17 protein-coding genes are annotated in these 25,626 nt (G+C 60.2%); 11 read left to right on the forward strand and 6 right to left on the reverse strand.

From position 1 onward, the window contains the following. Positions 1-37: 37 nt before the first annotated feature. Positions 38-796, forward strand: a complete 759-nt coding sequence (locus tag FHT78_RS10915; RefSeq protein WP_183743333.1) for an alpha/beta hydrolase — start codon at positions 38-40, stop codon at positions 794-796. 100 nt (positions 797-896) lie between these two features. Here the strand turns inward: FHT78_RS10915 and FHT78_RS10920 are convergent, their stop codons facing one another. The 4 genes from FHT78_RS10920 to FHT78_RS10935 form a co-directional block, all read right to left on the reverse strand. Further along, positions 897-1,880, reverse strand: a complete 984-nt coding sequence (locus FHT78_RS10920; RefSeq protein WP_183743335.1) for an ABC transporter permease — start codon at positions 1,878-1,880, stop codon at positions 897-899. Further along, positions 1,877-2,872 carry an ABC transporter permease gene (locus tag FHT78_RS10925; protein WP_183743337.1) on the reverse strand — a complete coding sequence of 332 codons (996 nt, stop codon included), beginning with the start codon at positions 2,870-2,872 and terminating at the stop codon, positions 1,877-1,879. The genes FHT78_RS10920 and FHT78_RS10925 overlap by 4 nt, the downstream gene beginning before the upstream one ends. Next, positions 2,869-4,407 (reverse strand): sugar ABC transporter ATP-binding protein, encoded by a 1,539-nt coding sequence (locus tag FHT78_RS10930; protein WP_183743339.1) that lies wholly within the window; start codon positions 4,405-4,407, stop codon positions 2,869-2,871. The genes FHT78_RS10925 and FHT78_RS10930 overlap by 4 nt, the downstream gene beginning before the upstream one ends. A 78-nt stretch (positions 4,408-4,485) precedes the next feature. Next, positions 4,486-5,625 carry a sugar ABC transporter substrate-binding protein gene (locus tag FHT78_RS10935; RefSeq protein ID WP_183743341.1) on the reverse strand — a complete coding sequence of 380 codons (1,140 nt, stop codon included), beginning with the start codon at positions 5,623-5,625 and terminating at the stop codon, positions 4,486-4,488. Positions 5,626-5,860: 235 nt separating this feature from the next. Here FHT78_RS10935 and FHT78_RS10940 point away from each other — a divergent pair, with 235 nt between their 5' ends. Next, positions 5,861-6,883, forward strand: a complete 1,023-nt coding sequence (locus FHT78_RS10940; RefSeq protein ID WP_183743343.1) for a LacI family DNA-binding transcriptional regulator — start codon at positions 5,861-5,863, stop codon at positions 6,881-6,883. On the opposite strand, the gene FHT78_RS10945 is transcribed toward FHT78_RS10940, so the two are convergent. Beyond that, positions 6,880-9,183 carry an FdhF/YdeP family oxidoreductase gene (locus FHT78_RS10945; RefSeq protein WP_183743344.1) on the reverse strand — a complete coding sequence of 768 codons (2,304 nt, stop codon included), beginning with the start codon at positions 9,181-9,183 and terminating at the stop codon, positions 6,880-6,882. The two genes, FHT78_RS10940 and FHT78_RS10945, sit on opposite strands and share 4 nt — an antisense overlap. 219 nt (positions 9,184-9,402) lie before the next feature. Between FHT78_RS10945 and FHT78_RS10950 the strand changes: the two genes are divergently transcribed. From FHT78_RS10950 to cysG, 7 genes are all read left to right on the forward strand, one after another. Then, a complete protein-coding gene (locus FHT78_RS10950) occupies positions 9,403-9,990 on the forward strand; it encodes an ANTAR domain-containing response regulator (RefSeq protein ID WP_183743346.1) in 588 nt (195 codons plus the stop codon). A 37-nt stretch (positions 9,991-10,027) separates the two neighbouring features. Next, positions 10,028-11,311: a CmpA/NrtA family ABC transporter substrate-binding protein gene (locus tag FHT78_RS10955; RefSeq protein ID WP_183743348.1), complete on the forward strand. Its 1,284-nt coding sequence runs from the start codon at positions 10,028-10,030 to the stop codon at positions 11,309-11,311. A gap of 454 nt (positions 11,312-11,765) precedes the next feature. Further along, on the forward strand, positions 11,766-13,007 hold the full coding sequence (locus tag FHT78_RS10960) for a nitrate/nitrite transporter (protein WP_183743350.1): 1,242 nt from the start codon (positions 11,766-11,768) through the stop codon (positions 13,005-13,007). 18 nt (positions 13,008-13,025) lie between these two features. Next, positions 13,026-15,476 carry a nitrite reductase large subunit NirB gene (gene nirB / locus FHT78_RS10965; RefSeq protein WP_183743351.1) on the forward strand — a complete coding sequence of 817 codons (2,451 nt, stop codon included), beginning with the start codon at positions 13,026-13,028 and terminating at the stop codon, positions 15,474-15,476. An 11-nt stretch (positions 15,477-15,487) separates the two neighbouring features. After that, positions 15,488-15,817, forward strand: a complete 330-nt coding sequence (gene nirD, locus FHT78_RS10970; RefSeq protein WP_183743353.1) for a nitrite reductase small subunit NirD — start codon at positions 15,488-15,490, stop codon at positions 15,815-15,817. Then, entirely contained in the window at positions 15,817-18,471 is a 2,655-nt protein-coding gene (locus FHT78_RS10975; RefSeq protein WP_183743523.1) for a nitrate reductase, read from the forward strand. Before nirD ends, FHT78_RS10975 begins: the two co-directional genes overlap by 1 nt. Beyond that, positions 18,443-19,918 carry a siroheme synthase CysG gene (gene cysG, locus FHT78_RS10980; protein ID WP_183743355.1) on the forward strand — a complete coding sequence of 492 codons (1,476 nt, stop codon included), beginning with the start codon at positions 18,443-18,445 and terminating at the stop codon, positions 19,916-19,918. The genes FHT78_RS10975 and cysG overlap by 29 nt, the downstream gene beginning before the upstream one ends. Positions 19,919-19,959: 41 nt before the next feature. On the opposite strand, the gene FHT78_RS10985 is transcribed toward cysG, so the two are convergent. Beyond that, positions 19,960-20,850, reverse strand: a complete 891-nt coding sequence (locus FHT78_RS10985) for an AraC family transcriptional regulator (protein WP_210278631.1) — start codon at positions 20,848-20,850, stop codon at positions 19,960-19,962. A gap of 216 nt (positions 20,851-21,066) precedes the next feature. On the opposite strand from FHT78_RS10985, the gene FHT78_RS10990 reads away from it, so the two are divergent. Both FHT78_RS10990 and FHT78_RS10995 read left to right on the forward strand, forming a co-directional pair. After that, the gene (locus FHT78_RS10990) at positions 21,067-21,822 is read left to right on the forward strand and encodes an SDR family oxidoreductase (RefSeq protein ID WP_183743359.1); all 756 of its coding nucleotides are present in this window, start codon (positions 21,067-21,069) and stop codon (positions 21,820-21,822) included. A gap of 399 nt (positions 21,823-22,221) precedes the next feature. After that, positions 22,222-25,515, forward strand: a complete 3,294-nt coding sequence (locus FHT78_RS10995) for a cellobiose phosphorylase (RefSeq protein ID WP_183743361.1) — start codon at positions 22,222-22,224, stop codon at positions 25,513-25,515. Positions 25,516-25,626 lie beyond the last annotated feature (111 nt).

A 25,626-nucleotide genomic window follows, 5' to 3' on the forward strand; every position in this document is an offset into this window, starting at 1 on the left:
CTTCTCTCGTTTAACTTGAACAACAGGAGCAAATATCATGAAACGCAAGTATTTTTCCACCATCGCCCTCGCCTTCGCCACCAGCATCATCGCTTTTGCCGCCCAGGCAGCGGATGTGAAGAACATCGTCATCGTCCACGGCGCTCTCGCCGACGGCTCCGGCTGGCGCCAAGCGACCGAAATTCTCGAACGCCGCGGCTTCAACGTCACCATCGTGCAGGAGCCGATCACCTCGCTTGCCGATGATGTCGCCGCCACCAACCGGGTGCTGGACCTGCAGGACGGCCCGACCCTGCTCGTCGGGCACAGCTATGGCGGCATGGTGATCACCGAAGCCGGCAACAGTCCTAACGTCGCGGGCTTGGTCTATGTCGCGGCCTTCCAGCCGGACAAGGGCGAAAGCCTCATCAGCCTGGCGAGTTCCAAGCCGGCCGGCGGCATGAATATTCGTGAGACGAAGGACGGAAAATATCTCTATCTCGACCCGGCCGCCTTCGCGAACGACTTCGCAGCCGACCTGCCGAAGGACGAGGCCGCATTCCTCGCAAAGTCGCAAGTCTTCGCCGCCAAGGAGGCTTTCTCGGCCAAGATCGGCGATCCCGCCTGGAAGACTAAAAAGAGCTGGACGATCGTCGCTACCGAAGACCGTTCGATCAATCCCGACCTCGAGCGCGACATGGCAAAGCGGGCCGGCAGCAAGGTAACGGAGATCAAAGCAAGCCATGCAGTCTTCGCGTCTCAGCCGGAGAAGGTCGCCGATGTGATCGCGAAGGCTGCCGAGGCAGCCGGCAAGTAATCGGATCAAAAGCGCCAACCGGAGCCGGCGGATCACTCCGCCGGCTCGTTTCTTTTGGCCGTACAGTCTTCGCCTCGATGAGGCGAAGCGCCGAGTTTCGTCACGAAACCTTCTGCCGCCCGTAAAGCAGCAACATGCCGATGATGACGGCACCATAGATCAGCTGACGCCCAGCCTCTTCGATCTGCATGACCGAGAGGATCGACTGCAGCAGGGTTATCAAGATGACGCCAGCGACGGTGCCGAGATAGGAACCCTTGCCGCCCAGCACATGCGTGCCGCCGAGCACGACGGCAGCAATTGACGGCAGGAGATACGCGTCACCCATGGACTGGGAGGCTTTCGAAGCGTAGCCCGCGAGCAGCACGCCGCCGAGCGCGCTCAGACCGCCCGAGATTATGAAGGCGAGCAGGGTAATTCTGCGCGTATTGATACCGGACATATAGGCGGCGCGTTCGCGATTGCCGATCGCGTAGAGCGACCGGCCGAAAGTCGTGCGCGTCAAAAGGAAGACGGCGAGCAGGCCGACGACGAGCCACACCAGAACGCCGTTTGGAAGACCCGGAATGGTGTAGCCGGTTGCAAGGAAGCGCATGGCCGCAGAAGCCGAATCCTGAGGGGAGAAGCCACCGGTATACACGACCATCAATCCTTGGGCGACGGCATTGGTGGCAAGCGTGATGATCATCGAGGGAATGCGCAGATAGGCGACCGCGAGCCCGTTGACGAACCCGACTGCGGCGCCGCAGAGAATGCCGAAGGGGATCGCGAGGATCGCACCCGTCGTTCCGTAGGCGGTGGCGGCGCAGGCCATCATCGCTCCTGTCGTAACCACCCAAGGCACCGACAGGTCGATCTGTCCAAGCAGGATGACCGCCATCATGCCCGTCGCAATCACACCGAGGAACGAAGCCACCTTCAGCTGCTGCAACAGGTAATCCGGAGACAGGAAGTTGGAAGAATAGAGCGAACCGCCGAGAAGCAACAGGATGATGCAGCCGAAGGCGATCGCCACGGCGGGATCGACACCGCGCAAGCGTGGAGGCACGGGAATTTGCCGCATGGTGGAAGCATCCTCGCTCATTGGAACCACTCCAGACGATTGCGCACCCGCGACAGGCCGATGCAGCCGATGCTGACTGCCAGCATCAGCACGACACCCTGGAAAAGCGGCTGCCAGAGCGGGTCGAAGTCGAAGACGAACAAGAGGTCGCCGATGGTGCGGAAGGCGAGCGCGCCGAATACCGCGCCGATGGCACTTCCTTTACCACCTGCGAGCGAAACGCCGCCGAGCACCACTGCCGCAATCGAATAGAGCGTATAGGCGTTGCCGCTCGCAAAGGCCGCCTCGCCGGTATAGGAAAAGAAGGTCAGATAGAGCCCGCCAATCGCCGACAGCAGGCCCGCCAGCGCATAGGCGGCAAGCTTTGCCCGCTTCACCGGCATGGCCGACATATAGGCGGCGTTTTCCGCCGATCCGACGGCATAGGCGGTGCGGCCGAACACGGACCGGCTGAACGGCACCCAGATCACCAGGATGACTAGCGCGAGCACGACAAGGCTTGCCGGGATGACGCCTAAGAACGTCGAGGTGAAGGCATCGGCGAGATCCTCGTTGACCGAGCCGCCGGGTGTGGGGCGCAGCAACAGCGCCAGTCCATAGAAGACCGCACTGGTCGCAATCGTCGTGACGATGGGCTGCAATCGACCGAAGATGATGACCAGCCCATTGAGCAACCCGCAGGCAAGACCGGTCAGGAGTACGGCAATGACGCCAAGCCCCGTCTGCAGCGGCGTACCGACGACGAGCCACGATGCGAGGCAGTTGCACAGGATCAGGATCATGCCAACCGAAAGATCGATGCCCGCAGTGATCACCACGAAACACTGCGCCATGGCCACGAAGGCAAGCAATGTCGCCTTGTTGGCGGCCGTCTGCACCACGTTGGGCGTGAAGCCGGCGGGATGGTTCGAGACATAGATGATGAACATTAGAATGAAGAGAAGGGCTGCAAAGAGCGTGCCCTTCTGCTGAACGTACCGATAGCGCCATTCGCCGCTCGCCTGCATGCTCATTGGGCTATCCTTTGCTGTGCTTGGCTGGCGTCGATATTGAGAGCGGCGCGGACGAGCTCGCGCTCGTTGATCTCGTTTCCTTCCAGAACGCGAATGATGCTGCCATCATACATGACGAGCACGCGATCGCAGCAGCCGATCAGTTCATCATAATCGGTGGAATAGAAGATGATGGCGGCACCCGCATCTGCAAGCTTGCGCAGCAGGGCATAGATTTCCTGCTTGGTGCCGACGTCGATACCACGTGTCGGGTCGTTGAGCAGAATGATGCGCGGGCGGTTCATCAGCCATTTGGCGATCACCACTTTCTGCTGGTTGCCACCTGACAGCGAGGCGACGGGCATATCGATCGTCGCGGCCTTGATCGCCAGAAGCTTCAGCAGCTCGTCGATTTCGCGAAGCTCGGCTGCTCGATCAATAACACCGTTGCGCGAAACGCGGTCGAGTGCCGCAATCGAGAGGTTCTCGCGCACCGTCATTGGCAGCATCAGCCCCTCGGTCTTACGATCCTCTGGGATCAGCGCCATCGAGATCTCGCCCGATTTCGCTTCGCCGGGACTCTTCAACGCAACCAGCTTGCCATCAATCGCCACCTCGCCCTTGAGGTCGCGCAGCACACCGAAAAGCGCCAGAAGCAATTCTCGCTGCCCCTGCCCGTCCAATCCGCCGAAGCCGATAATCTCGCCCGGCCGCACATCGAAATTGATTCCGGAAAGCCGGTCTCCCCAGGAAAGGTCGCGACAGGACAGAACCGGCGTAGCTGCTCTCGATTGCATCGGCTTGGGCGGAAAGACATTGGTATATTCACGGCCGATCATCAGTTCCACGACCTGCTGGTCACTCTTGCTGCCGGCGGGATAGGATTCGATGCTGCGGCCGTTTCTAAAGACCGTGCAGTCGTCGGCCAGTTGTGCAATCTCATGCATGCGATGCGAAATATAGATCAGCGCCATGCCCTCGGCCCTGAGTTGCTTGAGCACGCCGAAAACCTTCTCGACATCCGACTGGGTCAAGGCCGAGGTAGCCTCGTCGAGGATCATCAAACGCGGCTTGCGGGCCAGAGCCTTGGCGATCTCCACCATCTGCCGGCGAGAAAGCGGCAAATCCTTCACCAGGGATGATGGATGGATATCGGCAGCACCGGCGCGAGCGAGTGCTTCCTCGGCAATTTGGCGCTGTCTTTTGCGATCGATCATACCGAAACGCAGTGGCGGATTGCTGATGACGATATTGTCGGCCACCGAAAGATCGGGAATAAGCGACAATTCCTGGAAGACACAAACGATACCGGCGCCATTGGCGGCGGCCGGTGACGCGAAAGAAACTTCATTTCCGTCGAGCAGCATGCGTCCTTCATCGGGCGCTACCACACCGGCCATAATCTTGATGAGCGTCGATTTGCCGGCGCCGTTTTCGCCGAGCACAGCGTGGATCGCGCCCGGTCGAACAGCGATATTGGCTTCCTTCAGCGCAATCGCACCGCCATAGCGTTTCGATATGCCTTCCATGCGCAGAAGTGGTTCAGAAAGGATCATGCATCCAGCCTCCATTCGGTCGTGTCGAGATCGAGACAGCGGGCGCGGACGCCCGCAGTCAGGTCCGGATGGTGGTGCTTACTGATTTTCCTTGTTCTGCCCCATGATTTCCTGTGCGGAGAAGTTGATGCCGCAGGTCGGGAAGGAGTTGCCGACGAAAAAGTTATCGGACTGCGTGGGGTAATAATCCTCACCTTCCTTGAAATCGGGATCGGAAACGAGTGCCGTCGGCAGCTTGACGGCCTGAGGAACGACCTTACCCTCAAGCGCCGCAATGGCCGTCTTGATGGCAACAGCAACCTGCGCCGGGCCAGTACCGGCCGACGAGCATTTCAGGCCATCTGCCGCGTGGGCGGCGCAGAATTTACGGAAGCCGTTCTCTGTCTCACCGCCGAAAGGCACGAAGGGATGCTTTGCATCGATCATCGCCTGTACCACGCCGGTATCGCCGCCTTGCGCGGTGATGCCGTCAAATGGGCCATTGGTGGCGATCGCATCGGCGGTTGCCTTCTGCGCTACGCCGTCATCCCACTTGCCGACAACTTCGGTGACGGTAAACTTCTTGCCCGAAGCGTCCAGCGTTTCGTGGATACCGTTATGACGATCCGTATCGACGGAGGTGCCGGCAACACCGCGCACTTCCAGGATCTTGCCGCCTTGCGGCAGGTGCTTCACCAGCCAATCGGCCCAGAGAGCACCAAGGCCCTTCTGATCGACGTTGACATTGATCGCATCCTTGGTGTCGAGAATATTGTCGAAGGCGACGAGAACGACGCCGGCTTTTTTGGCGCGCTTGATAACCGGACCGAACGCTGTCGGATTCTGAGCATTGACGACGATGGCATCGTAACCGGCATCGATGAAATTGTTGATCGCCGAAATCTGGGCCGGAACATCCTCGCCGGTCGAGACGACCTTGAACTCTTTCAGCTTGGCAGCGACGTCGGGCTGGGCGGCATAGGCCTTTGCCGTCTGAACCATCTGGATGCGCCATGTATTGGCGATATACCCGTTAGCAAGCGCGATGCGGTATGGGCCATCCTTCTTCGGAAATTGCAAGAACTGGGTTTCAGCGGACCATGGAACCATGCAATCCGGATCGGCGGCGGGTCCGGACACAACCTTTGGCTCCGCCATGGCCGTGCTGCAGAGAAGAGCAAACGCCGACGCGGAAAACGCGGCGACACCAGCCATCTTAGCTTTCTTCACCTTGAACATTGAATACCTCCTCCTCAGGCGGCCCGAGCCGCCCCTCCACAAGATATTATTGGCATGCTGATTCCGGGAAGGCTCCATCCCATCCCTTTCCGGTGCGATTTGAGCGTAACATAGTTGACAGCGCTGTCAAATCGGATTTGCTAGCGCTGTCAACTAGGATTATCGCGATAGATATTTCGCAATTGCGAGATGGATTACGGATCAATATGAATTGTTCTGTTAGAGTGAGAGGACAATGCGAAGAATAACTTTGGATGATGTGGCAAATCTGGCTGGCGTCAGCCCTATCACGGTTTCACGCGTACTTCGCAAGCCCGACGCGGTCTCGGAGGCGCTGCGGCGGCGCGTGAATGCCGCCATTCAGGAGCTCGGTTATGTCCCCAACATCGCGGCCAGCCGACTTGCCTCATCGCGCACGCATGCAATCGGCGTCATTGTGCCAACCCTCTACAACGTGATCTTTGCCGAATATCTTTTTGCGCTGCACGACGTGCTTGTCGGTGCCGGCTTCCAGGTGATCGTCGTCAACAGCCGGTATTCGGAGCAGGAGGAGGAGAATGCCATCAAGGTATTGCTCGGCCAGCGGGTCGAAGCAATCATTATCGCCGGCATTCATCATACGCAGCTTGCCCATCAGCTTCTGACGCGGGCACATTTGCCCGTCGTCGAGACGTTCGAGTTGTCGCCCGATCCGATCGACCTCAATATCGGCATGCTGCAGGATCGCGCCGGGCAGGCGGCAACGCAGCATCTCATCGACCGCGGCTTCAACCGTGTTGCCTTTCTGGCAGGCAATCTCGACCATCGCTCCCAGTCGCGCTTCGACGGCTATCGCCTGGCGATGCAGGAAGCAGGCCTGGAGAACCTTGAGATCGTCACCCAGCGGCCGCGGCACAGCTCGGTTGCGCTCGGCTCCGACCTCCTGGCCTTAATGCATGAACGTGGCGACCGCCCGGAAGCGATCTTCTGCACCGACGACAACGTGGCGCTCGGCGCCATGCAGGAGTGCCGCAAGCGCGGCATCCGCGTGCCAGACGATATCGCCATAATCGGCTTTCATGATCTGGAATTTTCCGCCTGTGCGTCACCGTCCCTCTCATCGATCATGACGAGACGTTTCGAAACGGGCAAACTTGCCGCCGAAAAGGTGCTGGCGGCCCTCAATTCGACGAGCCGTCAGCCACCGAACCAGATCGATCTTGGCTTCGAGGTCATCGCACGCGAAAGTACAGGCGTTACCGTCGAGGCTTCGAGCTAAGCCGCAGCCTGAACCTTGCTCTTGGCAATCGTGACGGGAACGCCCTTGTAACTTGGTGTGCCTGACTTGCGATCGTAGTGATCGAGCGCGATCACCGCATTCATTTCCGGATAATAGCCCGCCACCGAACCGACAGGGATACTATATTCGACCGCGGTGAACCCGATGACGGTTTTCCCGCCGCCGTTGCTAGTCGCTGAACGGATATCGATCCGGTCTCCGTCACGCAGGCCTCGTTCGGCAAGATCCCGACTGCTCATGAAGATGACGTCACGGCGGCCGAAAATGCCGCGATAGCGATCGTCGAGACCATAGACCGTCGTATTGTATTGGTCGTGGCTGCGCAGCGTCGTCAGCACCAATGTCGTCGGGTCCTTCAGGCGGGGATCTTCGTCAAGACCGGGTGCGACAAGGAAATTCGCCTTTCCGCTCGCCGTCTTCCAGACACGATAGGAGGCCGGAACATCAAGCCGGAAGCCGCCGCGGACCCGGACGCGGCTGTTGAACTCGTGAAAATCCGGAAAGACCACTTCGATCTTTTCGCGGATGCGATCGTAATCGGCGATCAGCCCGTTCCAGTCGATGTCGTATTTTGTACCGAGCGTGGCCATCGCAATGCCGGCGATGATGGCGGGTTCGGATTTCAGCGACTCGCTCGGCGGCTGGAGGAAGCCGCGCGAGGCATGCACCATCGACATGGAGTCTTCCACCGTCACGGACTGTGGGCCTGACGCCTGGGTGTCGAGGTCGGTCCGCCCGAGGCAGGGAAGGATGATCGAAGTCTTTGCCGTCAGGAGATGCGAGCGGTTGAGCTTGGTGGCGATATGGACAGCAAGATCAAGCCTGCGCATCGCCTGGAAGGTGACGTCAGGATCTGACATGGCGACAGCCAGATTGCCGCCGAGGCAGATCAGCGCTTTGGATTTGCCGGCCGCAATCGCCTCAATGGATTCGACCGCGTTGTGGCCCTTCTCTGCAGAAGGACGAAAACCGAAGGCGCGCTCCATACCATCGAGCAGCGCCTTGTTCGGGATTTCGGTGATGCCGACGGTCCTGTCGCCCTGCACATTGGAGTGACCGCGCAGCGGGCAGAGTCCGGCGCCCGGGCGGCCGACATTACCGCGCAGCATCAGGAAATTGGCAAGCTGCTGGACATTCGCCGTTCCGTTAGCATGCTGTGTGATCCCCATGCCATAGCAAAGAATGACGTTGCGGGCATTGAGATAGACATCGACGGCGCTGTTCAGCGCCTCCATGGTAAGGCCGGACACGCTGAGGATATCGGCCCAGCCGGTTTTGGCGAGATCCTCCTTCAGGGCATCGATACCGATGGTGTGTTCGGCAATGAAAGCCCGGTCGAGAACACCTTCGCCCCCGACCGCAAGATCTGCCTCGTCGCGCTCGAAGATCAACTTCATCAGACCCTTTAGGGCGGCAAGGTCGCCGCCGGTGCGGAGCTGATGATAGGCTGATGCAATGCGCGTCGAGGATAGGGTCACCATCTCCACCGGATTTTGCGGCGCGGCAAAACGCTCGAGCGCCCGCTCTTTCAAGGGGTTGAAGACGATGATCGGCACGCCGCGGCGCGAGGCCTCGTGCAAGGTCGTCATCATTCGGGGATGGTTGGTTCCGGGATTGTGGCCGAAGCTGAAGATTGCATCGGCCTCGTCAAAATCCTCAAGCGTCACCGTGCCTTTGCCGACGCCCAAAGACAGCGGCAGGCCGACGCTGGTCGCCTCATGGCACATGTTGGAGCAATCTGGGAAATTGTTCGTGCCATAGGCGCGCACGAAAAGCTGATAGAGAAAAGCCGCCTCGTTGGAGGCGCGGCCGGATGTATAGAATTCGGCCTCGTTGGGGCTCGCTAGCTTGTTGAGTTCCGCACCAATCAAGCTGAAGGCATCATCCCAGTCGACCGCTTCATATTTATCCGTGGAGCTATTGTATTTCAGCGGATGCGTCAGCCGCCCCTGGTCTTCGAGCTTGTGATCGATCCATTCCCAAAGCTCTGAGACAGTGTGTTCGGCAAAGAATTCCGGCGCGACGCGCCGGGCTGTCGATTCCCAGGTGATGGCCTTTGCACCGTTTTCGCAGAATTCGAAGGATGACGTATGCTTGGGATCGGGCCAGGCACAGCCGGGACAGTCGAAGCCCTCGGGCTGGTTTGCCCTAAGGAGGGTCGCACTTCCCTGCCCAACGATCTGCTGATGCTTCAGCGTTTTCGCCACCGCTTTCAGCGCATGCCATCCGCCTGCGGGGTGACTGTACGCTTCGACGCCTTCCGGACGCTTGTCGCTCATCTTCGCTCTCCGTCTTCAAGATAGCCCGAGGATAACCGCGAGTGTCGGGGCGGTGCATTATACTGAGGCATAGGTAGCCAGTTGTCGACAAGTGTAGGAATGCGGGCAGGATTGCACATATATAAAGCAAATAGATCATTATTTCATCAGCTTCATAAAATGCCTAATAAATTGCCTTTTCGCCTTGTCGGCCTTGTTGCATTGCGTCATAAATGTCGCATGAGCCGGCTCGATCTGACCATCCTTGTGATCGATGAAAATACCATTCGCGCCTCCATCATCGAAGAGGGGCTGCGAGAGGCTGGCCATGCGCGCGTGACTGTCATCCACGAGGTTCAGGGTGTGGCGCGTATTATCGATACGCTGAGGCCCGACGTCATTATCATCGATATCGAGAACCCCAATCGGGACATGATGGAGCATCTGTTCCAGCTGACCCGTACCGTCGGCAGACCGATTGCCATGTTCGTCGACCGCTCCGACACGGCCTCCATTGAGGCCGCGGTGGATGCCGGGGTGTCGGCCTACATCGTCGACGGGTTGAAGAAGGAGCGCGTCAAACCCATTCTTGACATGGCGGTCAGCCGCTTCAATGCCTTCAGCCGGCTGCAGCGCGAACTTGCCGATGCCAAGTCGGCCCTGGAGGAACGCAAGATCGTCGAACGCGCCAAGGGCATATTGATGAAGATGCGCGGCCTGTCGGAGGAGGAAGCGTTTGCATTGCTTCGTCAGACGGCAATGAACGAAAAGAAGAAGATGTCCGACATCGCCCAGAGCGTCGTGACCGCGGCAGGGCTTTTGATGTGATGGCCGGTCTGGTTGCGACTGTCCGGAGGAAGCCGGAGTGAACATGATGACGAAAAGCTTCAATCCCGATGCCGGTCTGCCGGCACCCGCACATGCCAACGGCGAAGGTTCCAGAACTCTGCGGGCCGGCTTCATTCCGCTCATCGACGCTTCCGTGCTCATCACCGCAGCGGAATTCGGCTTTGCCAAGCGGGAGGGCTTGACGCTCGATCTCGTCAAGGACGTCTCCTGGGCAAACATCCGCGACCGCCTCGCTTTCCGGCAGTTCGATATCGCCCACATGCTCTCGCCGATGCCCGTTGCCTCCATGCTCGGCCTCGGCTCCAATCCGTCACCGACGATTACTCCCTTCTCTCTCGGACGCGGCGGCAACGCAATCACGCTCTCGACCCGTCTGTTCGACAGGATGAAGGATGCAGCGCACCTGTCGGAAAACGCCAGCGCCCTTGAAAACGCCGAGGCACTGGCAACGGTGCTGGCGGCAATGAAGGCAAGCGGCGAGCCGCTGCCAACCTTCGGCGTCACCTATCCCTTTTCCTCGCATAATTATGAATTCCGCTACTGGCTCGCCGCCGGCGGCATCGATCCGGACAAGGACGTCAAACTCGTCGTCGTGCCGCCGCCGCTGACCTCCGACGCGCTGGCCGCCGGCGCGATCGATGGCTTCTGTGTCGGCGCACCCTGGAATATGGTGGCTTCAGAGCGTGGCGTCGGCCGTATCGTCGCCGCCAAACAGGATATCTGGCCATCTGCGCCGGAAAAGGTGATCGGCATGCGCCCGGAATGGGCGGACAGCCATCCGGAAACGGTCTCCCGACTGATCGTCGCCCTCGATGCTGCGGCACGCTGGTGCGACCGCCCGGAAAACCACGATGCGCTTGCCGAGGCCCTCGCGGATCCCCGCTATATCGCAGCACCGGTTCACATCATCCGCCACGTGCTGGCCGGCGAATTCAGCCTCGATGCAAAAGGTAACCGGCGCATCATCGACAATTACTTCATGTTCCATTCGGGCTTTGCCAATTATCCGCGCACGAGTCAGGCGCTGTGGATCTATAGCCAGATGATCCGGTGGGGTCAGACCGAACTCGGACTCAACCCCGCACGCGCGGCCGCTTCCGCCTACCGCCCGGACCTTTACCGCACGGCCCTTGGCGAGGGCAGCGCACCTAGCGATGCCGACGTTCGTATCGAGGGCGCCGACGAAAACGACCGCTTCATGGACGGCCATGTTTTCGATCCGTCGAAACTGCCTGACTACATTGCGGGATTTGCGGTAAAGAGCGCCCTGCCCTTCGTTCCGCTTGCTGATGAAGCCTGAATCGGTCGCTGCATTGCATAAATCACTTGCAGCATTTTCGACCGGCGACTGAGCAATCGCACAAAAGTTTTGCACAGCGATTTCGTGCTTTGAAAATCAGCAGCAGCGCAAGCCGAAGAATTTCCCTTTTATTTCAACGATCTGCAGCAACGGCAACAGACTGGCACGATGCTTGCAAGGATAAAACTGTACTGGTCAAGGGCGACCGGAGCAGGATTTGGGCGCCATAGGCGCTCATCAGAGACACAGAATTACTCTTGAGCAATCTGCTACCGATTGTTTGAGGCAGATGGGCCACCAGGCCATGAATTCGGCGTCCAACGACGGGCGCCACCAGCAAAGCCGCTGATCAGGATATCTCGCGCAGCTCGTGCATGCGTGTCCTGACCAGCGGCTTTTTGTTTTAACCCCCAGCGATGGATCGGCACGACCTAAGTCGGGCCACGGAGAAGCCATGTCTGTCATCGAGAAAGCGCAGCCCATGTCCGCCGGCGAACCAGCCAAAGCACTGTGGATCTCCACGGTCGCCTTCACTCTCTGTTTTGCCGTCTGGACGATCTTTGCGATCATCGGCATTCGCATCAAGCAGGAACTCGGGCTGAATGAAGCCGAGTTCGGATTGCTGGTCGGCACCCCCGTGCTCACCGGCTCGCTCGTGCGCATCGTCCTTGGAATCTGGACGGGACGGTACGGCGGCCGTCTTGTTTATACGCTCACGATGCTTGCCGCCGCATTGGCGACTTTTCTGCTCTCCTACGCTCACACCTATACACAGATGCTGATCGCCGGCCTCGGTGTCGGGCTTGCCGGCGGCTCCTTCGCGGTCGGTGTCGCCTACGTCTCGCCTTTCTTCCCGGCAGAGAAGCAGGGAACGGCGCTCGGCATCTTCGGCGCGGGCAATGTCGGCGCGGCCGTGACCAAGTTCGCGGCCCCCTTCGTGCTCCTCGCATGGGGCTGGCAGGCGGTCGCCGAGATCTGGGCCGTCGGCCTGGCGCTGATGGCAATCGTCTTCTGGTTCACCACGACCGATGATCCGGCTTTCCGTCTTCGCCGTGAACGCGGTGTCGCCTCCAAGAGCCTCGCCCAGGAATTCGCGCCGCTGCAGAATATTCAGGTCTGGCGCTTCTCACTCTACTATTTCTTCGCCTTCGGAGGCTTCGTCGCCTTGTCCTTGTGGCTGCCGCGCTATCTGGTCGGCGTCTACAGCTTCAACCTGGAAACTGCTGGCATGATCGCCGCCGCCTATTCCATCCCCGGCAGCATCTTCCGCGCCTTCGGCGGCATGCTCTCGGACAAGAAGGGCGCGCGCAGCGTGATGTACGCAATGTTTGCCGTATCGGCAGTCGCCACCCTTATCCTGTCGCTGCCAGCAACCGCCATCACCCCAGTCATCTTTATCGTCGTCATATTCGTGCTCGGCTTCTTCATGAGCCTCGGCAAGGCTGCCGTCTACAAGCACATTCCGGCCTATTACCCGGAAAGCGTCGGCGCAGTCGGTGGCATTGTCGGGATGATGGGCGGTCTCGGCGGCTTCATCCTGCCGATCGCCTTCGGCCTCCTCAAGGACATGACCGGCCTTTGGTCGAGCTGCTTCCTGCTGCTCTTCGCGATCGTCGCGATCTCGCTGATCTGGATGCACCTCTCCGTAAAACAACTGTCGCGCCAAGGGCACTCCGCGCCCGTGGCTGCAACCTGATCCAGGGACTAGTAAAACATGACCGAAAAACTCGTCATCATCGGCAATGGCATGGCGCCTGGGCGCATGCTGGAGCACCTCCTCGAACGGGCGCCCGGACGCTATGACGTCACGATCTTCAACGCCGAGCCGCGCGTCAATTACGACCGAATCATGCTGTCGCCGGTTCTCTCGGGAGAAAAAGACTACGAGCAGATCATCATTCACGGTGACGGCTGGTACATCAAGCACGGCATCACGCTCTACAAAGGCCACAGGATCATCAACATCGACCGTGACGCCAAGACCGTCACGTCCGACCACGGCGTCGTCGAAAATTACGACAAGCTGGTAATCGCTACCGGTTCCGTGCCTTTCATCATCCCGGTCCCGGGCAAGGACCTGCCCGGCGTCATCACCTATCGCGACCTCGACGACGTGCAGGCCATGCTGCTTGCTGCTCAGTCGCGTGAAAAAGCCGTCGTCATCGGCGGCGGCCTGCTTGGCCTCGAAGCGGCGGCCGGTCTTGCCCAGCGCGGCATGGACGTCACCGTGCTGCACGTCATGCCGACGTTGATGGAGCGCCAACTCGATCCTGCTGCCGGCTATCTGCTGCAGAAAGCGGTCGAGGAACGCGGCATCAAGGTCATCTGCAAGGCCAATACCAAGGCGATCGTCGGCAATGGCAAGGTCGAAGGCATCGAACTCGATGATGGCCGCATTATCCCGGCAACTCTCGTCGTTATGGCCGTCGGCATTCGCCCCAGTGTCGGCCTCGCGAAAGAAGCCGGACTTGCGGTCAATCGCGGCATCGTCGTGGATGCCGGCATGCAGACCTCGGACGGCGATATTTTCGCACTTGGCGAATGCGCCGAGGTGGGCGGCATGGTCTACGGCCTGGTTGCACCCCTCTATGAAATGGCCCGCGTCGCCGCCGCGCATCTCTCAGGCGATCGCTCGCCTGCCTTCGTTCACGCCGATACGCCGACCAAGCTCAAGGTTACCGGCATCGAACTTTATTCGCTCGGCGATTTCGCCGACGGCGACGACCGCGAGGAAATCGTGCTGCGCGATGCTTCAGCTGGCGTCTACAAGCGTCTGGTGCTGAAGGATAACAAGATCATCGGCACGGTACTTTACGGCGAGACTGCCGATGGCGCGTGGTTCAATGACCTGAAGAAGAAAGCGACCGATATTTCCGAGATGCGCGAGACGCTGATCTTCGGACAGGCCTATCAGGGAGGGTCGCCGCTGGACCCTATGGCGGCCGTTGCAGCCTTGCCGGATGACGCGGAGATCTGTGGCTGCAACGGCGTATGCAAGGGTAAGATCACCTCGACGATCACGGCCAAGGGGCTGACGTCGCTCGACGACGTGCGCGCCCACACCAAGGCATCCGCCTCGTGCGGCTCCTGTACCGGGCTTGTCGAGCAACTCATGGCACTGACGCTCGGCGACGGCTACAATCCGGCTGCCGTTCAGCCGATGTGCACCTGCACCGAACTCGGCCATGACGATGTCCGCCGGCTGATCAAGGCGAAGGGGCTGAAGAGCATCCCGGCCGTCATGCAGGAGCTCGAATGGAAGACTTCCTGTGGCTGTGCCAAATGTCGCCCCGCGCTCAACTATTACCTCGTCTGCGACTGGCCGGATGAGTATGCCGACGATTACCAGTCGCGCTTCATCAACGAACGCGTTCACGCCAACATCCAGAAGGATGGCACCTATTCCGTCGTGCCACGCATGTGGGGAGGAGTGACTAGTTCGGGCGAACTGCGCGCCATCGCCGATGTCGTCGACAAGTTCGCGATCCCGATGGTCAAAGTGACCGGCGGCCAGCGCATCGACCTGCTCGGCGTCGAAAAGGAAGACCTGCCGGCGGTCTGGGCCGATCTCGGCAAAGCAGGCTTTATCTCCGGCCAAGCCTATGCCAAGGGCCTGCGCACGGTAAAGACCTGCGTCGGCTCCGACTGGTGCCGCTTCGGGACGCAGGATTCCACCGGCCTCGGCATCCGCATCGAAAAGTTCATGTGGGGCTCCTGGACACCGGCCAAATTGAAGATGGCAGTCTCCGGATGTCCGCGGAACTGTGCGGAGGCCACTTGCAAGGATATCGGCGTCATCTGCGTGGATTCCGGCTTCGAGATCCATTTCGCCGGTGCTGCAGGCCTCGACATCAAGGGCACGGAGGTGCTCGGCCTTGTCAAGACCGAGGACGAAGCGCTCGAACATATCGTGGCGCTGACGCAGATGTACCGCGAACAGGCCCGTTATCTCGAACGCATCTACAAATGGGCCAAGCGCATCGGCCTTGATGAGATCCGCCGGCAGATCATGGAGGATCACGACAAGCGCAAGGCCTATTACGAGCGCTTCGTCTTTTCCCAGAAATTCGCGCAGGTCGATCCCTGGTCGGAGCGCGTCTCCGGCAAGGACAAGCACGAATTCCGGCCGATGGCGACCATCGGCTTCAGTCAGGCGGCAGAGTGAGGAGATCAACCATGAACTGGCATCCTATCGGCGAGATCTCCGATATTCCTCTGCGCGGCTCCCGCTGCGTAAAGACCCCGCATATGAATATCGCCGTCTTCCGCACGAGCGAGAACGAGGTCTATGCGATCGAAAACCGCTGCCCACATAAGGGCGGCCCGCTTTCGGAAGGCATCGTGCACGGCAATGCCGTCACCTGCCCCCTGCACAACTGGGTGATCTCGCTGGAGACCGGTAAGGCGCTCGGTGCAGACGACGGTGCGGTGCGCACCGTTCCGCTCAGGAACGAGGGCGGCACGCTCTATGTCGCGCTCGAAAGCCTTGTCATGGCGGCGGAATGATGGGAGCGGAAGTCAAGACCACCTGTCCCTACTGCGGTGTCGGCTGCGGCGTGATCGCCAAGGTGGATGAGACCGGCACCGTAACGGTGAAGGGCGACCCTGAACATCCGGCCAATTTCGGCCGGCTCTGCTCCAAGGGTTCGGCGCTTGCCGAAACGATCGATCTCGATGGTCGCCTGCTCCATCCTGAAATCAAGGGCAGACAGGCAAGCTGGGATGAGGCGCTCGATCTTGTCGCCAGCAGGTTTTCCGAGACCATTGCCGAACATGGCCCCGATTCCGTCGCCTTCTACGTCTCGGGTCAGCTTCTGACAGAAGACTATTACGTCGCCAACAAGCTGATGAAGGGCTTCATCGGCTCCGCCAATATCGACACCAATTCCCGCCTCTGCATGTCCTCCTCGGTCGCCGGCCATCGCCGCGCTTTCGGCTCGGATACGGTGCCCGGCCTCTATGAGGATCTGGAACTTGCCGATCTCGTCATACTGACCGGGTCCAACCTCGCCTGGTGCCATCCCGTCATCTACCAGCGGCTGGCAGCCGCCAAGGCTGCCCGGCCGGGCCTGAAGATCATCGTCATCGATCCGCGCCGGACGATGACCTGCGACATCGCCGACCTGCATCTGGCCATCCGTCCGGATGGAGACGTCGCGCTCTTCATGGGACTGCTTGCCCATCTCGCGGCAAGTTCTGCCATCGACCAGAACTATATCGGTGCCCATACGAAAGGGTTTGGAGAGGCCTTTGCCGCTGCCGCCGCACTATCGGTAGACGACTTGCTTGAGCGTACCGGCCTGCCGGCCATGCAGGTGAGGGAATTCTTCCGCCTGTTCGAGATGACTGAAAAGGTCGTCACCTGCTACAGCCAGGGCGTCAACCAGTCCGCTTCCGGCACCGACAAGGTTAATGCCATCATCAATTGCCATCTCGCGACGGGGCGTATCGGCCGGCCCGGCATGGGGCCGTTCTCGCTGACGGGACAGCCGAATGCCATGGGCGGCCGCGAGGTCGGTGGCCTGGCCAATATGCTGGCTGCCCATATGGCGATGGAAAACACTGATGATCGTGACCGTGTGCAGCGTTTTTGGAATGCGCCTGCTATTGCCGCCAAACCCGGCCTGAAGGCTGTCGATCTGTTTCGGGCCGTCGAGGAGGGTCGCGTCAAGGCGCTCTGGATCATGGCGACCAATCCGGTCGTCTCCCTGCCGGATGCACGGCGCGTCGAGGCGGCGATTGCCGCCTGCCCCTTCGTGGTCGTCTCCGACATGCTGCGCGAGACCGATACGACGCGGCATGCGCATGTGCTGCTGCCCTCCCTCGGTTGGGGCGAGAAGGACGGAACGGCTACCAATTCGGAACGCCGCATATCGAGGCAACGCCCCTTTCTCGTTTCTCCGGGACAGGCACGTGCCGACTGGTGGCAGATGGCAGAAGTCGGCCGCCGGATGGGCTTTTCCGCCTTCGACTACACGTCTCCGGCCGATATTTTCGCCGAACACGCGGCACTCTCCGCTTTCGAGAATGACGGCAGCCGCGACTTCGATATCGGCGCCTACGCCGAGACGCAAGCGCCAGCTTATGATGCGCTGAAGCCGTTCCAGTGGCCACAGCCTTTTGGAACGGAGAAAAGGGAAACGCGGTTCTTCGCTGAGGGCGGTTTCTTCCATTCCGATCGCAAGGCGCGTTTCGTTGCCGTAGAAGCACCGGCAACCGACAGAACAGATTCAGCCTATCCGTTCACGCTGAATACGGGTCGCATCCGTGACCAGTGGCACACCATGACACGGACAGGAAAGAGTGCGCGGCTGTCATCCCATATCGCCGAGCCCTTTGCGGAAATCCATCCGCGCGACGCGATGGAACTCGGCGTGGCTGACGCCGCCCTCGTGCAGATCGAAAGCGGCTATGGCAAGGCGATCATCCGCGCGCTGGTAACCGACCGGCAGGCACGCGGCAGCGTCTTCGTGCCGATGCACTGGAGCGACCAGAATTCCGCTGAGGCGCGGATCGGCGCCGTCGTCAAACCCGCAACGGATCCCGTTTCGGGGCAGCCTGCCTCGAAGAATGTCGCGGTTGCCGTCAGCCGCTATCGCGCTGCCACTTACGGCTTCGCCGTCAGCAAGGCAAAGCCTGATGTGGCAGACGCGGATTATTGGGCACTCGCCAAGGCCGATGGCGGCTGGCGGCTGGAGCTTGCCTTCCGTGACGGCATCGAAGACTGGGCGGCCTGGTGCCGAAAAAGCTTCGGCATTGCCGACCATATCGAGCCACTGGGTTATGCCGACCAGCAATCGGGCGACCGTCGCATCGCCTTCTTCGACGGAGAGAGGCTGCTTGCCGCGCTCTTTCTTGCAAGAGAGCCGGTTGCCGTCGCGCGCAGCTGGGCGGTGTCGCAGCTGACTGCCGATCACAGCAATCTGCGTCGCCGCTTTGCCATCATCGCCGGCCGGCCGGGCGCCGACAGGCCGGATCCGGGTGCGACGGTCTGTTCCTGCTTCAGCGTCGGCGTCAACCAGATCGTCGCCTCCGTCCGCTCCGGCTGCCTCAGCGTCGAAGCGATCGGCAACGAACTCAAGGCCGGTACCAATTGCGGTTCGTGCCGCGCCGAAATCAGGGGAATCATCAATGCCTGTGTTGCAGACGCTGCCGAATGATGTTGCCGACCGGGCGCCTGCCCGCATGGCGCCGCTCGCCAAGCTGCCGGTCTTCTGGTCGCTTGCCGGACAACGGGTGATCGTTGCCGGCGGCTCGGATGCCTGTGCCTGGAAGGCGGAACTGCTGGCCGCATGCGGTGCGAAGGTCGATATCCATGCCGAGCACCTCGGCGAAGCCTGCATCACCCTCATTGAGCGCGGCTCATCGCATCCGGATGGTGCGCTTATCCACCATCCGACGGCGTGGCGTGAAGATATTCTTGCAGGTGCGGCGCTTGCCATAGCGGACTGCGAGGATGAAGCGGAGGCTCGAACATTTTTTGAAGCGGCTCAGCGAGCCGGCGTTCCCGTCAACATCATCGACAAGCCGGCTTTCTGCCAGTTCCAGTTCGGCTCCATCGTCAACCGCTCACCCGTCGTGGTGTCGATCTCGACGGATGGAGCCGCCCCCATTCTCGCCCAGGCCATTCGCCGCCGCATCGAGACGCTGCTGCCGGCATCCCTGAAATCCTGGGCAGCCATTGCCCAGTCACTGCGCGAGGAGATTGCCCTTCGTCTGAAGCCTGGCGCAGAGCGCCGCGCCTTCTGGGAGCGTTTTGTCGATCGCGCTTTCGGAGCTGAGCCGATGGAAGCAAGCGCTCGCGATCTGCTTGCCGATATGGGACGGCCGGCTCAGGCGCGTCCTGTTGGACGGGTGACGCTTGTCGGCGCTGGCCCGGGCGATGCGGAATATCTGACGCTAAAGGCCGTGCGGGCATTGCAGGCCGCCGACGTCATCCTGTTCGATGATCTGGTGTCGGACGAGGTTCTGGAACTCGCGCGGCGCGAGGCAAAGCGCCTGCTCGTCGGCAAACGCGGCGGGCGAACGAGCTGCCGCCAGGAAGATATCAACGAGATGATGCTGACTTTCGCCAAGGCCGGCAAGAACGTTGCCCGGCTGAAATCCGGCGACCCCATGATCTTCGGCCGCGCCGGCGAGGAAATTGCCTATCTGAAGCAGCATAATGTCCCGGTCGAGGTCATCCCCGGCATCACGGCGGCGAGCGCCATGGCATCACGACTTGGTGTTTCCCTCACCCACCGCGATCATGCGCAGAGCGTGCAGTTCGTCACGGGACATTCGCGCCATGGCAGCCTGCCCGAAACGATCGACTGGCAGGCTATCGCGGACACAAGAAAAACGACGATCTTCTACATGGGTGGACGGACAGCAGGAGCAATCCAGAACAGGCTGATCGATGCTGGCCTCGATACAAGAACGCCCGTCGTGATCGTCAGCTCTGTCGCCAATAGCGACGAGCGGCGCTGGGCCGGCAGTCTGGACGGTCTTTCTTCGGCCATAGCGGAAATCGGCCTCGACCGGCCAGTACTGATCGGCGTCGGAGAGGTTTTTGGCGCTTGCGATCTGATGGCTGAAGCCGATCTGCCGTTTGTTGCCCGGGCTTAAGGACGCGCCGGAGCGGCGAACAGAACCTTGCTTCGTCAACCTCACGCGGCGGTTAGGCCATTTTCCAGTAACGCCTTGAGATCGCGAACGGGCGGCGCTCCAAACTGGCGGGCATATTCCCTCGTGAACTGCGTGACGCTCTCGTAGCCGACGGAATAGGCGGCCGAACTGGCCGGAACGCCTTCCGAAATCATCTGCCTTCGCGCTTCGATCAGGCGCAATTGCTTCTGGAACTGAAGTGGTGACAATGTGGTCACCGCGCGGAAATGCTGATGAAATGACGAAAGGCTCATGCCTGCCGTCTCGGCAAGCTCATTCACCCTTAAGGGACGAGCAAAGCCTTCGCGGATGATGGCAACGGCACGACCAATTCTCTCAGCGTGGCCATCTGTCTGACCGAGCGCCCGGATTGAGGCTCCGTGCTTGCCGGTCATTAGCCAGAAGTGCATCTCCCTTAGATGCTGCCTCGCCAGGATCGGCATGGCTGAAGGCCGATCGATCAGGCCCATCAGCCTGGCGGCGATGTCCGCGACCTCAGTTTCCGTCGGGTCTACGTTAACGGGCTTCGAGGTCGAAGCTGTCACCGGACCAATTTCCGTACCGATTTCGCGGATCATGGCGAGGTCGAGTTCGAGAACGAGAGAATAATAGGGAGCAATGCGACTTGCCATCGTGATCTGGCTCACCGTGGGAACGTCGGCGGTGATCAAGAGACTATCGCCTGCGCCGAAATCGAACGTCTCCGGCCCGATGCTCACTTTCTTTCGACCCTGGAGAACCAGCGCAACCAGAGGTCTGTTGATCGCAAACTGGATTTCGCTTGGGCTCAGGGCGCGGATAGCCGTGAGACCGGCGATCGGGGTCACTGCCACTCCGAATCGATCGACATTGATATCTGCATGACGGCGGACGATCTCCAGCAAGCTCATCAAACCCCCGCGATAATAGAGAAAAAGGCAACTCAAAATTGGCGGTCGGCCTTCACCAACGCCAGACTAGCAAGCCTTTCGGCCGTATCGCAAGTGCATGGGACGATGCAACTCCTCGCTTTCGGAGAAATAGGCAATTCGTTTGGAGAAATAGGCAGCAGTTCCGGTTAGGCTGGAGGCATTGTGTCAATCAGCAGTCATCGCAAAAGGAGTTGACCTATGACGACGATCTCACTCGTAACCGGCGGTAGCCGCGGCCTTGGACGCAACACCGCAGTCAGCATCGCCAAGCATGGTGGCGACGTAATTTTGACGTACCGAAACGGCGCGGAAGAAGCCAACGCTGTCGTGGCCGAAATTGAAGCTCTCGGCCACAAAGCAGTGGCGCTGCAGCTCGACGTCGGTACCACATCGGCATTCCCAGCCTTCGCGGAAGCCGTTCGATCCGCCCTGACTGTGACCTGGTCGCGCTCCAGCTTCGATCACCTCATCAACAATGCCGGTCATGGCGAGATGGCAAGTTTCGCGGAGACCACGGAAGTGCAATTCGACAATCTCTTCAATGTCCACGTTAAGGGCGTCTTCTTCCTGACCCAGACCCTGCTCCCTCTCCTTGTAGACGGCGGCCGTATCGTCAACTTCTCGTCCGGTCTCACCCGCGTTTCCTATCCGGGGTTTTCGGCCTACTCCGCAGCGAAAGGCGCGGTCGAAACTCTGACGCTCTACATGGCGAAAGAGCTTGGAAGCCGTGGCATTACGGCGAATACGGTCGCCCCGGGTGCGATTGCGACAGATTTCCTGGGCGGCGCGGTTCGCGACACGCCAGCCTATAACGAGGCGTTCGCAAACATGATCGCCCTTGGCCGCGTCGGTCTGCCGGACGATATCGGCCCGATGATCGCCAGCTTGATTGGCCCTGACAACGGGTGGGTCACGGCACAACGCATTGAAGTGTCCGGCGGCCAAAATATCTAGTCAGCCAGGGCCGGTTCGGCGTTCCGCTGGGCCGGTCTTGAATGCCTTGAATACAAGCCGCCCTTTCGCGAGGACTTTCTTGTTCTTTGAGGCAGGACAAGGCGGCAGCCTTCAATACCAGCATCGTCGGGAGGGCACCGTGGACTCGGTTGAGCCATCCTCGGCGGCATTTAACGTCCTGCATCGCGAAATATTTAAGGCTATTTTCGCAGTAAGATCAATAATTTATACTCTCTTCTCGCTTTATTTTGGTTGAATCAGTTTTGCTTTAGACCAGTGTTTGTTTCGCTCTAACGAGTTCACCATACACGCCACGATCTAATCCGTGACATTCGGTAGTGTTTTGCTCAAACATTTTGCGGCATTGTCCGATTCCCTTTAGGCGACACGAGATCTCACATGCCCTCGAGACTGAATCGCAAATTGCAGCTGCCGCGCCGCGACGACCTCGGCCTTCTGACAATCGCCAATGGCTCCGGCCTTTCCATATCAGCGCTGCCGAACGGCACGCTGTTTTCCATCGACTATGCCGATAGCCTCGGATCGGTACAGATCAACCAGATCCAGGGATCGCCGCTCTCAGGCGGCGTCGGACGCCTCTATCTGCGGATCGGTGGCAGGAAGCCTGCCGTTGCAGAGATCGTCGGACCACGGGCGCAGGGTCGCTTTGGCCATAGTGAGGCAGGCTTCTCCTGGAGTGGCGAAGTCGCAGACATCCGCTATCACGTGAGCCTGATGCTTGCCCCTTCCGAAACGACATGGTTCTGGCATGTCACGCTTGCGCATTCCGGTACGGAAAAACTGCAGGCCGATCTCGTGCTGGTTCAGGATATCGGCCTCGGCGACCGCGGTTTCCTGATGAACAGCGAGGCCTATGCCTCACAATATATCGACCATCATATTGCCGAGCATCCGGCCTTCGGCCCTGTAGTGATGAATCGGCAGAACCTCAAGCAGGGAGGCGGGCGCAATCCGTGGCTCGCGCAGGGTTGCCTCGAAGGTGTAGCTGCTTACTCCACCGATGCGATCGAACTGGTCAAATCGGCCGCTGGCGAGGACGATCTTCTCGTCGGCCCCTTCGGCACCGATCTGCCGAGCCAGCGCCGGCAGCATGAAATGGCCTGCCCGGCCCTTCAGTCGAAGCCGCTTTCCACTTCAGCCGAAGGCGTGACCGCGACCTTCTTCGGCCTGTTCCTCAACGATCATCAGGCGGCATCTGACAATGCCGATCTTTCCCGCCTTGATCATCTGAAAGTTCCCGAAGCGAGGGCAACCGGGACGGCCGAGCAAGTGCCGCCGCGCAGTATCCTGCAGGATGCCCGGCTGCTGGCGGTCGAAACGCTCAACGACAAAGCGCTTGCCCGACTCTACCCTGATCGCATGCTCGAAGAGCGCGTAGACGGAAAGCTGCTGTCCTTCTTTGTGCCCGAAGGCGCTCTCAATCGCCATGTGGTTCTGCGGGAAAAGGAACTGCAGGTCGCACGCCGCCATGGAGCAATCGTGCGCAGCGGCCAGAACATGTTGCTTGACGATGTCACCCTGGCCTCGACCTGCTGGATGCAGGGTATCTTTGCCGCACAGCTGACGATCGGCAATACATCCTTCCACAAGCTGTTTTCCGTCTCCCGCGATCCCTACAATCTGACGCGCACCAGCGGATTGCGCATCCTTGCCGATGTCGGCCACGGCTGGCAGCTTCTCGGCGTGCCCTCGGTCTTCGACATGGGCCTCAGCGACTGCCGCTGGATCTATCGGCTTGCCGACCGCACCATCACCGTGACAGCCGCGGCCTCCGGCGAAGATCCCGCGATGCAATGGGCGATTTCCGTCAAGGGTAAACCATCCCGCTTCCTGGTCTTCGGCCACCTCGTCCTCGGCGAGCGGGAATATGACACGAGCGGCTACGCCGAATTCGACGACGATGCCAAGCGCATTCTCTTTCGCCCGGACCCGCATTGGCTATGGGGTGAGCGTTTTTCCGATGCCAGCTATTGGCTTGTGAGCTCCACACCGGATGCCGTTGACGCGATCGGCGGTGACGAGCTTCTCTATGAGGATGGCGCCGCTCGCAACGGTGCCTTCATTGCGGTGCGGTCTAAGGAAACGCAATCGCTGTCCTTGACGATCGTCGGATCGATGACGGACAAGGTGGAGGCTGAACGCCTGGCAGATCGTTACGCAGGCGGCGTGACGCAAGAAGCGATGCTGGCTCCGGCTTCGCGTTTCTGGCGGGAGACAATCCGCGGCCTGACGCTCGACAAACGCAAAGCCGATGCCGTGGCCCATGGCGCGATCCTGCCCTGGCTGGCCCATGACGCAATCGTGCACCTGAGCGTGCCGCACGGGCTGGAGCAATATACCGGTGCTGCCTGGGGCACGCGCGACGCCTGCCAGGGACCGATCGAATTCCTGCTTGCCTATGAGCATGATCGCGAAGCCAAGGAAGTCGTGAAGACTGTCTTCAGCGAGCAATACCTGGAGAAAGGTGACTGGCCGCAATGGTTCATGCTGGAACCCTATTCCAACATCCGCTCCGGCGACAGCCACGGTGATATCGTCGTCTGGCCGCTGAAGGCGCTCTGCGACTATATCGAGGCGACCGGTGACCTTGCCATCCTCGATGAAGAGGTGGCTTGGCGCGATGACAAGACTATGGGCAGAGCACCATCCGATACGATCGCCGTCCATGTCGACAAGCTCCTCGATACGGTGCGCGAACGCTTCATTCCCGGCACGCATCTGATCCGCTATGGCGAGGGCGACTGGAACGATTCTTTGCAGCCGGCCGACCCGCACTTGCGCGACTGGATGGTGAGCAGCTGGACGGTTTCCCTGCTCTATGAACAGATCGTGCGTTATTCCGCCATCCTGCGCCGTATCGGCAAAGGCGCCGACGCCACCGAACTGCGCAAGATCGCCACCGCCATGCGGCGCGACTTCAACAAGCACCTGATCCGCGATGGCGTTGTCGCCGGTTACGGCATCTTCGATCCCGCCCACGACGGCGTCGAGCTGCTGCTGCATCCCGATGACCAGCGCACGGGCCTGCACTATTCGCTGATCTCGATGACGCAGGCGATGCTCGGCAAGCTCTTCACGCCGGAGCAGCGGCAGGCTCATATGAAGCTGATCGAAAAGCACCTGCTTTTTCCTGATGGCGTCCGCCTGATGGAGAAACCTGCGACCTATGCCGGCGGCCCGGAAACGCTGTTCCGGCGTGCGGAATCCTCTTCCTTCTTCGGCCGCGAGATCGGCCTCATGTATGTGCATGCGCATCTGCGTTACTGCGAGACGCTCGCCATCGCCGAGGATGCGAAGGCGCTCTGGAAAACGATCGGCCTCGTCAACCCGATCGCCGTCACCGACGCCCTGCCGCATGCGTCGCTGCGCCAGCGCAACACCTATTTCAGCAGCAGCGATGCCGCCTTCCTTGACCGCTATCAGGCGATGACCAACTGGGATCAGGTCAAGAAAGGCGAAATCGATATCGACGGCGGCTGGCGTATTTATTCCAGCGGCCCCGGCCTCTATGCCCGCAGCTTCATCGAAAACATCCTCGGCTTCAAACGCCGCTTCGGACGGCGTAAGCGCGAACCGCTTCTGCCGTCACCCGCCTCGGTCACGATCAGGACGGATCATGCGCCTTGGCGCCGGTTGAACGCCCCGTCGAAGGCACCGAAGCGAAAGGGTTAAAGCAATTCCAGGAAAAGTGGGAGCCGGTTTTCCATCCGGAATTGCGAAAAAAACAATAGAGCGCCTCCTCCGATTCCGCATGCCGGAGGCGCTCTACTAGCAGAGGGCTTC

Origin of the sequence: Rhizobium sp. BK196 (assembly GCF_014193255.1) — a bacterium.
Classification (GTDB): Bacteria; Pseudomonadota; Alphaproteobacteria; order Rhizobiales; family Rhizobiaceae; genus Rhizobium.